This is a genomic window from Nocardioides zeicaulis, assembly GCF_042432345.1.
Classification (GTDB): Bacteria; Actinomycetota; Actinomycetes; order Propionibacteriales; family Nocardioidaceae; genus Nocardioides; species Nocardioides zeicaulis.
Map to the genome: position 1 here is coordinate 162,555 of NZ_JBHLXH010000002.1, position 13,360 is coordinate 175,914.

At 72.7% G+C, this 13,360-nt stretch carries 13 protein-coding genes; 9 read left to right on the forward strand and 4 right to left on the reverse strand.

Annotation, left to right across the window (positions count from 1 at the left end; translation table 11 throughout):
• Nucleotide 1: 1 nt before the first annotated feature.
• The 3 genes from ACFFJG_RS15300 to ACFFJG_RS15310 are packed head-to-tail and all read left to right on the forward strand — an operon-like array spanning nucleotide 2 to nucleotide 2,629.
• Nucleotides 2-1,057, forward strand: a complete 1,056-nt coding sequence (locus ACFFJG_RS15300) for a type III polyketide synthase (protein ID WP_378519649.1) — start codon at nucleotides 2-4, stop codon at nucleotides 1,055-1,057.
• The gene (locus ACFFJG_RS15305; RefSeq protein WP_378519650.1) at nucleotides 1,054-1,599 is read left to right on the forward strand and encodes an isoprenylcysteine carboxyl methyltransferase family protein; all 546 of its coding nucleotides are present in this window, start codon (nucleotides 1,054-1,056) and stop codon (nucleotides 1,597-1,599) included. Before ACFFJG_RS15300 ends, ACFFJG_RS15305 begins: the two co-directional genes overlap by 4 nt.
• A complete protein-coding gene (locus ACFFJG_RS15310) occupies nucleotides 1,592-2,629 on the forward strand; it encodes an NAD(P)/FAD-dependent oxidoreductase (protein ID WP_378519651.1) in 1,038 nt (345 codons plus the stop codon). Before ACFFJG_RS15305 ends, ACFFJG_RS15310 begins: the two co-directional genes overlap by 8 nt.
• A gap of 171 nt (nucleotides 2,630-2,800) precedes the next feature.
• Here ACFFJG_RS15310 and ACFFJG_RS15315 read toward each other — a convergent pair whose 3' ends face one another.
• Entirely contained in the window at nucleotides 2,801-3,685 is an 885-nt protein-coding gene (locus ACFFJG_RS15315) for a helix-turn-helix transcriptional regulator (RefSeq protein ID WP_378519652.1), read from the reverse strand.
• Between the two features lie 113 nt (nucleotides 3,686-3,798).
• Between ACFFJG_RS15315 and ACFFJG_RS15320 the strand changes: the two genes are divergently transcribed.
• The 4 genes from ACFFJG_RS15320 to ACFFJG_RS15335 all read left to right on the forward strand — a co-directional run bounded on the left by ACFFJG_RS15320 (nucleotide 3,799) and on the right by ACFFJG_RS15335 (nucleotide 7,194).
• On the forward strand, nucleotides 3,799-5,100 hold the full coding sequence (locus ACFFJG_RS15320) for a multidrug effflux MFS transporter (RefSeq protein WP_378519653.1): 1,302 nt from the start codon (nucleotides 3,799-3,801) through the stop codon (nucleotides 5,098-5,100).
• Nucleotides 5,101-5,159: 59 nt separating this feature from the next.
• A complete protein-coding gene (locus ACFFJG_RS15325; RefSeq protein WP_378519654.1) occupies nucleotides 5,160-6,182 on the forward strand; it encodes a zinc-dependent alcohol dehydrogenase family protein in 1,023 nt (340 codons plus the stop codon).
• A 206-nt stretch (nucleotides 6,183-6,388) separates the two neighbouring features.
• Nucleotides 6,389-6,757: a cyclophilin-like fold protein gene (locus tag ACFFJG_RS15330; protein ID WP_378519655.1), complete on the forward strand. Its 369-nt coding sequence runs from the start codon at nucleotides 6,389-6,391 to the stop codon at nucleotides 6,755-6,757.
• A gap of 41 nt (nucleotides 6,758-6,798) precedes the next feature.
• Nucleotides 6,799-7,194: a (R)-mandelonitrile lyase gene (locus ACFFJG_RS15335; RefSeq protein ID WP_378519656.1), complete on the forward strand. Its 396-nt coding sequence runs from the start codon at nucleotides 6,799-6,801 to the stop codon at nucleotides 7,192-7,194.
• Nucleotides 7,195-7,370: 176 nt separating this feature from the next.
• Here ACFFJG_RS15335 and zwf read toward each other — a convergent pair whose 3' ends face one another.
• Nucleotides 7,371-8,816 carry a glucose-6-phosphate dehydrogenase gene (zwf, locus tag ACFFJG_RS15340; RefSeq protein ID WP_378519657.1) on the reverse strand — a complete coding sequence of 482 codons (1,446 nt, stop codon included), beginning with the start codon at nucleotides 8,814-8,816 and terminating at the stop codon, nucleotides 7,371-7,373.
• A gap of 83 nt (nucleotides 8,817-8,899) precedes the next feature.
• On the opposite strand from zwf, the gene ACFFJG_RS15345 reads away from it, so the two are divergent.
• Nucleotides 8,900-9,319, forward strand: a complete 420-nt coding sequence (locus ACFFJG_RS15345; protein WP_378519658.1) for a BLUF domain-containing protein — start codon at nucleotides 8,900-8,902, stop codon at nucleotides 9,317-9,319.
• 9 nt (nucleotides 9,320-9,328) lie between these two features.
• The gene (locus ACFFJG_RS15350) at nucleotides 9,329-10,459 is read left to right on the forward strand and encodes an acetate/propionate family kinase (RefSeq protein ID WP_378519659.1); all 1,131 of its coding nucleotides are present in this window, start codon (nucleotides 9,329-9,331) and stop codon (nucleotides 10,457-10,459) included.
• Here ACFFJG_RS15350 and ACFFJG_RS15355 read toward each other — a convergent pair.
• Nucleotides 10,456-12,873, reverse strand: coding sequence for a phosphoketolase family protein (locus tag ACFFJG_RS15355; RefSeq protein WP_378519660.1), 2,418 nt, complete (start codon nucleotides 12,871-12,873; stop codon nucleotides 10,456-10,458). The two genes, ACFFJG_RS15350 and ACFFJG_RS15355, sit on opposite strands and share 4 nt — an antisense overlap.
• 62 nt (nucleotides 12,874-12,935) lie before the next feature.
• On the reverse strand, nucleotides 12,936-13,313 hold the full coding sequence (locus ACFFJG_RS15360) for a response regulator transcription factor (RefSeq protein WP_378519661.1): 378 nt from the start codon (nucleotides 13,311-13,313) through the stop codon (nucleotides 12,936-12,938).
• Nucleotides 13,314-13,360 lie beyond the last annotated feature (47 nt).

Genomic DNA, 13,360 nt, shown 5'->3' on the forward strand with positions numbered 1-13,360 from the left:
CGTGCACATCCTCTCCGCCCGGGCGGCGCTGCCGCCCCACGCCCATCCCCAGTCCGAGATCACCGAGGCGTTCGCGCAGGTCATCTCCCAGGACCGCCTCGACCACGCGCTGCTGCGCCGCTTCCACCGCAACGCCGGGGTCGAGCGCCGCCACCTCGTGCTGCCGCTGGCCGACTACGCCGCGCTCGGCGACTTCGGTCGCGCCAACGACCTGTTCATCGAGCACGCCGTCGAGCTCGGGGCCCGGGCGCTCGTCGACGCGCTCAAGGCGGCCGACCTGACCCCCTCCGACGTCGACCTGGTCGTCACCGCCACCGTCACCGGCCTCGCCGTGCCGTCCCTCGACGCCCGCATCGCCGGGCTCGTGGGGCTGCGCGAGGACGTGCGCCGCATGCCGCTGGTCGGGCTCGGGTGCGTGGCCGGCGCGGCCGGGCTCGCGCGCGTGCACGACTACCTGCTCGGCCACCCGGGCCACACCGCCGTGCTGGTCGCGGTCGAGCTCTGCTCGCTCACCCTGCAGCTCGACGACACCTCGGTGCCCAACCTCGTCGCGAGCGGGCTGTTCGGCGACGGCGCGTCGGCCGTGGTGGCCACCGGCGACGCCGGGCGCGAGGGCCCGGTCCGGGTGCTCGACTCGGTCAGCCGGCTCTACCCCGACAGCGAGCGCACGATGGGCTTCGACGTCGCCTCCACCGGCCTCCGGATCGTGCTCGACGCCGAGGTCCCGCACCTCGTCGGCCGGTTCCTGCGCGAGGACGTCGACCGCTTCCTGGCCGGGCACGGCCTGACCCGCGACGACATCGGGTGGTGGGTCTGCCACCCCGGCGGACCCAAGGTCATCGAGGCGCTGGAGGAGGCCCTCGAGGTGCCACGCGAGGCGGTGCAGCTGACCTGGGACTCGCTGGCGCGCGTGGGCAACCTGTCGTCGGTCTCGGTGCTGCACGTCCTGGAGGACACCCTGCGCGAGCGCCCGCCCGCGCCGGGCACCCACGGGATGCTGCTGGCGATGGGACCGGGCTTCTGCTCCGAGCTCGTGCTGCTGCGGGCGGCGTCGTGACGACCCTCCTCGCCTTCACCGTGCTGGTCCTGCTCGTCGGGGTCGAGCGGGTCGCCGAGCTGGTCGTGTCGGTGCGCAACGCCGCCTGGAGCCGGGAGCGCGGCGGCGTCGAGAGCGGCCAGGGGCACTTCCCCTTCATGGTCGTGCTCCACACCGGTCTGCTGGTCGGGGCTCTGGCCGAGGCGTGGCTGCGGCGGCCCGACGTGCCCTCGGCGCTCGCCTGGTCGATGCTCGCGCTGGTCGTCGCCTCGCAGGCGCTGCGGTGGTGGTGCATCGCCACCCTCGGACGGCGCTGGAACACCCGCGTCATCGTCGTGCCCGGCCTCGCGCCGGTGCGCTCGGGCCCCTACCGCCTGCTGTCGCACCCCAACTACGTCGCCGTCGTCGTCGAGGGCTTCGCCCTGCCGCTGGTGCACGCCGCGTGGATCACCGCTGTCGTCTTCACCGTCCTCAACGCCGGGCTCCTCGCCGTACGCATCCGGACGGAGGAGGCCGCGCTGGCGACGCTGCCGCCCGCACCCGCGGAGGCCTCCCGTGCGTGACCTCGTCGTCGCCGGCGGCGGGCCCGTCGGCATGGCCGCAGCCCTGCACGCCCACCGCCTCGGGCTCGACGTCGTCGTGCGCGAGCCGCGCACGGGCCCGATCGACAAGGCGTGCGGCGAGGGGCTGATGCCCGGCGCCGTCGCCGAGCTGGCCACGCTCGGGATCCACCCGCACGGCCGCGAGCTCTCCGGCATCCGCTACCTCTCGGCCACGCCGGGCCGCCCCGCCACGGCACCCTTCTCCCACGGCCCCGGGCGCGGCGTGCGCCGCACGGTCCTGCACACCGCGCTGGCCGAGCGTCTCGCCGAGGCGGGCGTGCCGGTCGAGCAGCGCGCGGTCGGCGACGTGCGCCAGGACGACGACCACGTCGTGGTCGACGGGGAGCCGGCACGCCACCTGCTGGCCGCCGACGGCCTGCACTCACCCGTGCGCCGGATGCTCGGGCTCGACTCCCCCGGCACCGCCCGCCCCCGGTTCGGCTTCCGCTGCCACGTCGAGCAGGAGCCGTGGACGTCGTTCGTCGAGGTGCACTGGTCCGAGCGGGCCGAGGTCTACCTCACGCCCGTCGCCGACGACCTCGTCGGCGTGGCCGTCCTCGTCGGCCGGGGCGCCCGCTTCGACGACGTGCTCGAGGACTTCCCGGCACTGCGAGAGCGCCTCACCGGTCGTCGCAGCAAGGTCCTCGGTGCCGGTCCGCTGCGCCAGTCCGCGCGCACCCGCGCTGCGGGGCGGGTGCTGCTCGCGGGCGACGCCGGCGGCTACGTCGACGCCCTCACCGGCGAGGGCATCGCCCTCGGCCTCGCCCAGGCGCGCGCGGCCGTGAGCTGCATCGTCGGCGGACGCACCCACGACTACGACCGCGTCGCCCGGCGCCTCGCCCTGCGCCACGAGCTGCTCACCCGCGCCCTCGTCGGCTCGACGGCCTACGGACCGGTCCGCCGCATGCTCGTGCCCGCCGCCCGCCGCGCCCCGTGGGTGTTCCGCGCTGCCGTCGACCAGCTCTCACGCCCGATCGTCGTGCCGTCCTGAGGCCAGCCCGCCGCTGGCGGCGGTTCTTCCACCACGTCCGGGCGGTCCAGACCCGAGCATCCACTCATCGCGATGTCCGGATGCTCCGCACAGGTCGTTGCTCACCCTCACGTGTCCCCAGCTCTGCGGTGTCCGGGCCGGCCGCCCGCCGGGACGGGGACGTACTGCCGTCTAGGCGTTGTGGGACTCCGGATCGGGGGTCGCCGGGGTGGCGACGAGCGAGCCGAGGAGCGCCAGCGCTTCTGCGGTGCGGGAGGCGGGTTCGGCGGCGTAGATGGTGAGGCTGAGGCCGGGGTCGGAGACCATGTCGACGCTCTCGTAGGCGAGCTCGAGCTCGCCTACGGCGGTGTGGTGGAAGGTCTTCGTGCCGGCCCCGTGGAGGCGGACGTCGTGGCTGGCCCAGCGGCGGCGGAACTCCTCGCTGCGGGTGGCGAGCTCGCCGACGAGGTCGTGCATCAACCGGTCGTGGGGGTCGCGGCCGGCCTCGGTTCGCAAGATGGCGACCGCGGTGTCGGCAGCGGTGTCCCAGTCAGGGTAGAAGCGGCGGGAGTCGTCGTCGAGAAAGGTGTACCGCGCGAAGTTCGGGACCGGTCCGAGCGCACGCTCGTACAGCGACGCGTGCATGGCGCGGCCCAGCGCGTTGGTGGCGAGCAGGTCCATGCGCCCGTTGCGGACCAAGGCCGGTCCGCCGGTGATCGCGTCGAGCACCCACGTGAGGCTGGGCCGCGGTTCCCACGTGCGGGTGCGGCGCCGGGGGCGGAGCATCTCGCTGGTCCCGTCGGCTGCTCGGGCGAGGTTGAACAGGTGGCTGCGTTCCGCGTCGTCGAGGCGCAGCGCCCGGGCGATGGCGTCGAGCACGGAGGCGCTCACCCCGCCGAGCGCGCCGCGCTCGAGCTTGGCGTAGTACTCGATGCTGACCCCCGCCAGGGCGGCCACCTCGCCGCGTCGCAGCCCGGGGACGCGCCGTTGCCCGACGTCGGGCAGTCCGACGTCCTCGGGGGTCAGCCGGGCCCGGCGCGAGCTGAGGAACTCTCGCACCTCCGAGCGGTTGTCCATGCCGTCGACGCTACCCGCGGCCGGCGATGCTCCGACACCCGAGAGGGATGCCCTGCTGGTACACCTCACGAGCGTGACTTCCTCGCGGACGCGAGCGCCGGTCGAATGGGGACATGCCCCTCCTGCACGACCCGACTCCCTCCACCGCCGCCGCCCCGACCTCGTCGACCTCGGCGGCGGCTGCTCGACCCGGCGGTCGTGCGGCGTTGCCGGCGTCGGTGCTGGGTGGGGTCGTGCTCATCACCGCCATCGCACCGCTGGCCACCGACATGTACGTCCCCGCGTTCCCGCTCGTGGGCCGCGACCTCGACGCCTCCGCCACCCAGGTGCAGCTCACGCTGACCACGTTCTTCGTCGGCATGGCGCTGGGCCAGCTGGCCGGCGGCCCGTTCTCGGACCGGGTGGGACGCCGGCGGCCGCTGCTGGCCGGCCTGGTGGTCCTCGTGGCTGCGTCGGTGGCGTGCGCGTTGAGCCCGTCAGTGGCCGCGATGATGGCCGCCCGGCTGGCACAGGGCTTCGCTGGCGGCTGGGCCATGGTCATCGCCCGGTCGGTCGTCGTGGACCTCACCGACGGCGTGCGCATGGTGCGGGCGATGAACCTGGTCGCTGCGGTGGCCGGGGTCGCCCCGATCGTGGGACCGCTGCTCGGCGCGATGGTGCTGTCGGTGACGCACTGGCGGGCGTCGTTCTGGGTGGTCGCCGCCTTCGCCGGCGTGATGGTCCTGACGGTCGCGCTGGCCATGCCGGAGTCGCTTGCCGTCGAACGGCGCCACGGAGGTGGCCTCGGACGGCTGCTGGGCGCGACGGGCGAGGTGTTGTCCTCGCGCGTGTTCAGCGGCCACCTGGTGGTGTTCGCGTTCTCGATGGGAACGACGTTCGCCTACGTCGCCACCTCGGCCTACGTGCTGCAGTCGATGAACGGCCTCACCCCGGTGCAGTACTCGCTGGACTTCGCCCTCAACGCCGGCGGGATGACGGTGGCGGCCCTCGTCGCCGCCCGGTTCGCCGACCGCGTGCCGGCGCGTTCGTTCGTCGCGGTGGGCCTCGTCGCCACGGGTGCCGCCGGCCTCGTCCTGGCCGTGTCGGCCGTGTGGTTCTCGATGCCGCTGGGCGTGGCGCTGGTGGGGTTCTTCGTCCTGATGACCGCACAGGGCCTGGTCGGCCCCAACGCCGGAGCCCTCGCGTCTGCTGCCGTCCCCGACCACCCCGGTACGGGGTCAGCCCTGCTGGGCTTCCTGCAGTGGGTCATGGCCGGTGCCATCGCCCCGCTGGCCGGCCTCGGCGGCGAGCACGCCGCGGTCCCCATGGCGGTCATCGTCCTCGCACTCACCGCGGCCTCCGCCGTCGCGTTCCGAGTCGCAGGGCACCGCGCACCGCCGGACGCCGGTCCCGCGCCGGCACCCGGGACCTCCTGACCCCGAACCTCAACCCAAACCTGACCCGAGACCCAACCCCCACCCGAGAGGAACCCGCCATGCGTGGAGTAGTGATGTACGGGCCCGGTGACGTGCGCGTCGTCGACCGCGCCGAGCCCCGCATCGTCGAGCCGACCGACGCGGTCATCCGCCTGACCGCGACCTGCATCTGCGGGTCGGACCTGTGGCCCTACCGCGGCGCCGAGCCCGCGGACGGGCTGCCGATGGGACACGAGTACGTCGGCGTCGTCGAGGAGGTCGGAAGCGACGTGACCACGGTGAAGCCTGGCGACTTCGTCATCGGCTCGTTCGTCATCTCCGACGGCACCTGCGACAACTGCCGCGCCGGCTACCCGTCTCGGTGCGTGCACGCCGAGTTCGTCCACGGCACCATCGGCACCCAGTCCGAACGAGCCCGCATCCCGTACGCCGACGGCACCCTCGTCGCCACCCCGGGCATGCCGGACGACGCCCTCGTCCCCAGCCTGCTGGCCGCCTCCGACGTCCTCGGCACCGGCTGGTTCGCTGCCGTCGCCGCCGAGGCCGGACCCGGCAAGACCGTCGCCGTCGTGGGCGACGGCGCCGTCGGACTTCTCGGCGTGCTGGCCGCGCGCGAGCTCGGCGCCGAGCGCATCATCGCCATGAGCCGCCACGCCGACCGGCAGGCTCTGGCTCGCGAGTTCGGTGCCACCGACATCGTCACCGAGCGTGACGACGCTGGTGTCGCCCGCATCAAGGAGCTCACCGACGGGCTCGGCGCCCACTCGGCCATCGAGGCCGTGGGCACGCAGGAGTCGATGATGCAGGCCATCCGGTCCACGCGGCCCGGCGGCCACGTCGGGTTCGTGGGCGTCTCCCACGACGTCCAGCTCCCCGGCGACGAGATCTTCTTCTCCCAGGTGCATCTCCACGGCGGACCCGCCCCCGTACGCCGCTTCCTGCCCGACCTCGTCGACCGCATCTGGAACCGCCAGATCGACCCCGGCAAGGTCTTCGACCTCGAGCTCCCCCTCGCCGAGGCCGCGGCCGGCTACACCGCCATGGACGAACGACGCGCCATCAAGGTCCTCCTGCGCCCGTGACCGGTCGACACACCCCACCCAGACTCGCTGCGGCGGCGACAATCCTCGCCGCCGCGCTCCTCAGCGGCTGCGGTACCGCCGCGGACCCGCAAGGTGTGCAGCCCTCCTCCATCAGGCAGGACGGCAACGGGGCCAGCCCGTCCACGTCGTCAGGCACCCCCGCACCCAGCACGTCCACCCGCAACGGCTCGACCCAGGAGGCCGACATGCACATCCAGGTCCAGATCGGACAGGAACTGCTCACCGCAGCTGTCGACGACACCCCCGCCGGTCGCGACCTGATGACCCAGCTGCCGCAGACCATCGAGATGATCGACCATGGAGGCGTCGAGAAGACCGGACCCCTCCGCGCGCCGCTCGACCTCGACGGGCAACCCGATGGCGCAGACCCCGACGTGGGCGACCTCGGCTACTACGCCCCCGGGAACGACCTCGTCCTCTACTACGGCGACCAGTCCTACGACGCCGGCATCGTCGTCCTCGGCCGCCTCGACGACACGGCAGCCAGCCGTCTGGCCGCCATGGACGGCGACATCACCACGACCCTCACCGCCGCCCCCGCCGGCGCATCCTGAGCCCCGCGCGGAGACAGATCGACACCCGAAGGAAGAAGCCCATGAAGTTCACCCCCAGCGGGAGCCGGACGGCTCCCGGCCCCGCCGACTGGTTCACCGGCTCGGTCCACATCGACGGCATCCGCAACCCCGATGACCAGTCCGCCATCGGATGCGCGCACGTCCGGTTCACTCCCGGTGCCCGCACGGCCTGGCACACCCACCCCAAGGGCCAGACCCTCTACGTCACCGACGGCATCGGCTACGTCGCGACACGTGGAGGTGGGGTCCAGGAGATCAGGCCCGGCGACGTCGTGTACATCGAGCCCGGCGAGGAGCACTGGCACGGCGCAACCCCTGACCGGTTCATGGCGCACATCGCCATGCAGGAAGCCGACGGCAACGGCGACGTGGTCACCTGGCTCGAACACGTCACCGACAACGAGTACCGGCCCTGACAGAGGCCCCCTCGCCGCAGGTCAGCCCAGCCCTCGTCCTCACCTGCCCACGCGCGCAGCGTCGTGCACGTGTCCGAGATGTTGCCCTCTCACTGCGAGACCAAGGGCGACATGTCGGACACGTGTGCCCGACTGGGCAGGACGCGCCGGTGGCGGGAGGTCCGGGCGTCCGGCGCTCAGGCGCCGTCGGAGTTGGGGTCGCGCCAGCTGCGCTCGAACGGCAGCCGCCAGGTGAAGGGGGCGACGAGCTGGTGGATCTGGTTCGGGCCCCACGAGCCGGGCGCGTACGGGCGGACCACCGGCGGGTTCTCCAGCAGGGGCGTGGAGATCTCCCAGAGCCGCTCGATGCCCTGCGCCGAGGTGAAGAGCGTGTGGTCGCCGCGTGCCGCGTCGTGGATGAGCCGCTCGTAGGCCTCGAGCACCGACCCCGCCCAGCCGGTGTCGTGCATCGCGAACTGCATCGAGAGCTTGTCGAGCTTCATGCCCGGGCCCGGCCGCTTGCCGTAGAACGACAGCGACATCCGCGACTGGTCGGCGAGGTCGAAGGTGAGGTGGTCCGGGCCGTGGTCGCCGACGCCCGACCCCGAGGGGAACATCGTGCGGGGCGGCTCCTTGAAGGCGATGGAGATGATCCGGGCACCCTCGGCCATCCGCTTGCCGGTCCGCAGGTAGAACGGCACGCCCGCCCAGCGCCAGTTGTCGATGTAGCACTTGAGCGCCACGAACGTCTCGGTCTCGGAGTCGGGCGCGACCCCGTCGAGCGAGCGGTAGCCGGTGTACTGGCCGCGTACCACGTCGTGCGGCTCGATCGGGAGCATGGAGCGGAAGACCTTGTTCTTCTCCTCCGAGATCGCCTCGGGAAGCAGGGCGGTCGGCGGCTCCATCGCGGTGAAGGCGAGCACCTGGAACAGGTGGGTGACGACCATGTCGCGGTAGGCGCCGGTCGCCTCGTAGAAGCTCGCCCGCTGGGCCAGGCCCAGCTCCTCGGGCACGTCGATCTGGACGTGGTCGATGTGGTGGCGGTGCCAGATCGGCTCGAAGAGGCCGTTGGCGAAGCGGAAGGCGAGGATGTTCTGGGCCGCCTCCTTGCCGAGGAAGTGGTCGATGCGGAAGATCTGCGACTCGTCGAAGACCTCGTGCAGCTGACGGTTGAGCTCCACCGCCGAGGCGAGGTCGGTGCCGAACGGCTTCTCCATGATGATCCGGCTGCGCTCGGCCAGGCCGGCCTCGCGCACCTGGGCGACGACCGGGAGGGCAGCCCGCGGCGGCACGCTCAGGTAGTGCAGGCGCTGCGGGTGGGTGTCGACGGGGAAGGTCGCCTCGGCCTCCTCCACGACGCGGCGCAGGCCGGCAGGTCCCTCCGCCCCGGGCGCCCAGTGCAGCAGCGGCGCGAAGTCTGGCCACGCGTCGACGTCGTCGTCGTCGCCGAACTCGCGGATCGCCTTCTCGGCGAGGTCCTGGAAGGACTGACGGGTGTGCTCGTCGAGCGAGGTGCCGACCACCCGCACCTGGCGCAGCAGCCCGGTCTTGAACAGGTGGAGCAGCCCGGGGAGCAGCTTGCGCTGGCTGAGGTCGCCGGTGGCGCCGAACAGGACGACGGTGGTGGGGTGCTCGTCTGCCATGCCGCCAGCCTAGGTCGCCGGGCTGCGGCGCGCACCGGTCCGCCCCGGCGTGTGGTTCGGTCGGCGCCTGGGTACCGAACTGCGTGCTCTCCCTGACCTACGTGAGCTCGGCGACCGAGGAGATGAGCGTCCTCGAGCTCGACGACCTGCTGCGCGCCGCTCGTCTCACCAACGAGCGCTGCGACATCACCGGGATGCTGCTCTACGCCGGTGGCACGTTCATCCAGACCCTCGAGGGACCGGCCGACGCCGTCGACGCACGCTTCACGATGATCGACGCCGACGAGCGGCACCACACCGTCTTCGTCGTGCGGCGCGAGGAGGTCGCGCGACGGCAGTTCCGTGCGTGGTGGATGGGCTACCGCCGGATCCCCGAGCGCGACGCCCTGCGGCTGCCCGGCCTCACCGACTACCTCGACACCGGTCGCATCGACGGCGAGGAGCCGCGACGCTCCGCCGTCGAGACGTTCCACCGCGCGTTCCGCGAGCACCTCGGCGGATAGCCTCCTGCCATGGACGCCGACCAGGTCCTCGTGCTCAACGCCGGGTCCTCCTCGCTGAAGTACCAGGTCCTCGCCCCCGACGGCTCGGTCACCGCGAAGGGGGCGGTGGACCGCCTGTCCGCGGAGGGCGACCACGCCCGGGCCCTCGAGCAGGTCACCGACGACCTCCGACGTGCCGGCGTCGACGACGACCACCTGGTCGGCGTGGGCCACCGGGTCGTCCACGGTGGACCTGACCTGGTCCGACCGACCGTGGTCGACGACCGGGTGCTGGCCGCGGTCGCGGACGCCGTGCACCTCGCGCCGCTCCACAACCCGCCCGCGCTGGCCGCGCTGCGCGCTGCCATGGAGTGGCTCCACGACGTGCCCCACGTGGTGGTCCTCGACACCGGCTTCTTCGCCGACCTCCCCGCGGCGGCCGCGACGTACGCCGTCGACCGCGAGCTCGCCGCCCGGGCCGGGGTGCGGCGCTACGGCGCCCACGGCATCAGCCACGAGCACGTCGCCCGGAGGGCCGCGGAGCACCTCCGTCGCGACGACCTCCGCCTGGTCACCCTCCACCTCGGCAACGGCGCGTCCGCGGCCGCCATCGAGGCGGGACGTCCGCTGGACACCTCGATGGGGCTGACGCCGCTGGAGGGCCTCGTGATGGGCACCCGCGCCGGCGACCTGGACCCAGGGGTCGTCGTCCACCTGGCCCGTCACGAGCAGCTCGACGTCGACGCGCTCGAGGACCTGCTGCACCACCGATCGGGCATCCTCGGGCTCACCGGGCGCGCGGACTTCCGCGACCTCCAGGCCGGGGTCGAGCGCGGGGACCCCGACTGCGTGCGGGCGTGGGACGTCTACTGCCACCGCCTGCGCAAGTACGTCGGCGCCTACCACGCGGTGCTCGGCGGCGCCGACGCCGTGGTCTTCACCGCCGGGGTCGGCGAGAACGCCCCGCGGCTGCGGGCAGACGCCCTGCACGGCCTGGAGCGCCTCGGCATCGAGGTCGACCCCGCACGCAACGAGGCCGACGGCACCGGCCCGCGGACCATCTCGCCCGACGGCTCACCGGTCGCGGTGCTCGTGGTGCCGACCGACGAGGAGCTCGCGATCGCCGGCGCCGTGCGCGAGCTCCTCGCCGGACGCGGCTAGAGGTTGTCGGCCGCCGTGTCGGGCTCGGCGGTCGTCGACGGCGAGCGCCCGGCCTGCGGGTCGGCGTCGGCGTCCCACCGCCAGTCGCGCACCTCGGGCAGGTCGTCGCCGTGCTCGCGGGTCCACTCACGTGCCCGCCGGCGCGTGTCGACCATCAGCTGCCGCACGTCCGCGGCACGCGAGCCGAGACCCGGCGCCCGGTCGATCACGTCCATGACCAGGTGGTAGCGGTCGGTGTCGTTCATCATCACCATGTCGAAGGGCGTGGTGGTGGTGCCCTCCTCCTTGTAGCCGCGCACGTGCAGGTTGTCGTGGTTGGCGCGCCGGTAGGTGAGCCGGTGGATCAGCCACGGGTAGCCGTGGTAGGCGAAGACCACGGGTCGGTCGCGGGTGAAGACGGTGTCGAACTCCCGGTCGGAGAGGCCGTGCGGGTGCTCGCGCTCGTCCTGCAGCCGCATCAGGTCGACGACGTTGACGAAGCGCACCTTCAGCTCCGGCAGGTGCTCGCGCAGGAGCGACACCGCCGCCAGTGCCTCCAGCGTCGGCACGTCACCGGCGGCCGCGACCACGACGTCGGGGTCGCCGTCGTCGTTGGAGGCCCACTCCCAGATGCCCAGCCCGCGCGCGCAGTGCAGGTCGGCCTGCTGCGCGTCGAGCCAGTCGAAGCCGGGCTGCTTGCCCGAGACGACGACGTTGACGTAGTGCTCGCTGCGCAGGCAGTGGTCCATCGTCGAGAGCAGCGTGTTGGTGTCCGGCGGCAGGTACACGCGCACGACCTCGGCCTTCTTGTTGACCACGTGGTCGATGAACCCGGGGTCCTGGTGGGAGAAGCCGTTGTGGTCCTGGCGCCACACGTGCGAGCTCAGCAGGTAGTTCAGGCTGGCGACGGGCGGCCTCCACTCGATGGTCCGCGTGGTCTTGAGCCACTTCGCGTGCTGGTTGAGCATCGAGTCGACGATGTGGATGAAGGCCTCGTAGCAGCTGAAGAGGCCGTGGCGGCCGGTGAGCAGGTAGCCCTCCAGCCAGCCCTGGCAGGTGTGCTCGGAGAGGATCTCCACGACGCGGCCCGAGCGCGCCAGGTGCTCGTCGACGTCGCGGATCTCGCCGGCCCAGACCTTGTCGGTCACCTCGTAGACCGCGTCGAGCCGGTTGGAGGCCGTCTCGTCCGGCCCGAAGATGCGGAACGTGGTGTCGTTGTCGCGCACCACGTCGACCAGCCAGCTGCCCAGCACGCGGGTCGGCTCGTGGATGGAGGCACCCGGTCGCTCGACCTCCACCGCGGCCGTGCGCCAGTCGGGCAGGCGGAGCGGTCGCTTGAGCAGGCCGCCGTTGGCGTGCGGGTTGGCGCTCGTGCGCCGCGTCCCGACCGGCGCCTGCTCGAGCAGCTCCGGCACCGGCCGGCCGTCGACGTCGAAGAGCTCCTCGGGCCGGTACGAGCGCAACCACTCCTCGAGCTGCGCGCGGTGGGCGTCGTCGTCGCGGGTGCCGGCCAGCGGCACCTGGTGGGCCCGCCAGGTGCCCTCGACGGGCTTGCCGTCCACCTCGGCCGGACCGGTCCAGCCCTTGGGGGTCACCAGCAGCACCATCGGCCACGGACGCCGGTCCAGGTCGCCGTCCTCGCGAGCGGCGCGCCAGGTCTCCCGGATCATGTCGTGGGCCTCGTCGAGGGCCGCAGCCATCTGCCGGTGCACGTCGGCCGGGTCGTCGCCCTCGACGGTGATCACGTGGTGGCCGTAGCCGCGCAGCAGGCTCTCCAGCTCCTCGCGGTGGATGCGTGCCGGGATCGTGGGGTTCGCGATCTTCCACCCGTTGAGGTTGAGCACGGGCAGCACGGCGCCGTCGTGCACCGGGTCGACCAGCTTGTTGGCGTGCCAGCTGGCTGCGAGCGGGCCGGTCTCGAACTCGCCGTCACCGACGATCGCGGTGACGACGAGGTCCGGGTTGTCCATGGCGGCGCCATAGGCGTGCGACAGGACGTAGCCGAGCTCGCCGCCCTCGTGGATCGAGCCCGGGGTCTCGGGCGCGACGTGGCTCGGGATGCCGCCGGGGAAGGAGAACTGGCGGAACAGCCGGGCCATGCCGTCGCGGTCGTGCCCGATGGCCGGGTAGACCTCGGAGTAGGTGCCCTCCAGCCAGGCGTTCGCCACCGCTGCCGGGCCGCCGTGCCCGGGGCCGCACAGCAGGATCGCGTCGACGTCGCGCTCGCGGATGAGGCGGTTCAGGTGCGTCCACACGAGGTTGATGGCCGGCGTGGTCCCCCAGTGGCCGAGCAGGCGGGGCTTGATGTCCTCGCGCTCGAGTGGTCGTTCGAGGAGGGGGTTGCCGAGCAGGTAGATCTGCCCGACGGAGAGGTAGTTGGCTGCACGGAACCACTGGTCGAGCCGGTGGACCTGGTCGTCGGTGAGCGTCGCCATGCACCCTTCGTACCCGATGGAGGCGTCCCTGTGCAGGGGTCGTTGGTCCCCTGGGGCTCGGGTCAGCCGACCTCGGCGACCGGGGCCACCACGTGGTGCACGAGCTCGACCAGCTCGGCGAGCTTGAAGGGCTTGGACAGGACCTCGTCGGCCCCCGCCTCCAGCGACGCGGCGACGTGGTCGCCGCCGACGTGGCCGCTGACGACGATGATCGCGCCGTCGTAGCCGTCGCCGCGGAGCAGCTGGGTGGCCTCGAGCCCGTCCATGTCCGGCAGGCCGCGGTCCATCACGACGACGTGGACCTCGTGCTGGGCGAGCATGGTGCGTCCCTCGCCACCGGTGGCAGCCGCGACGACGCCGAAGCCGGCCCGCTTGAGGGTCAGCTCCATCACGTGGACGAGGTCGGGCTCGTCCTCGACGATCAACACGGTGGTGGGCATGTTGAAAACCTAACGACAAGATCCACAGGACGTTAACAAAAGCGTGA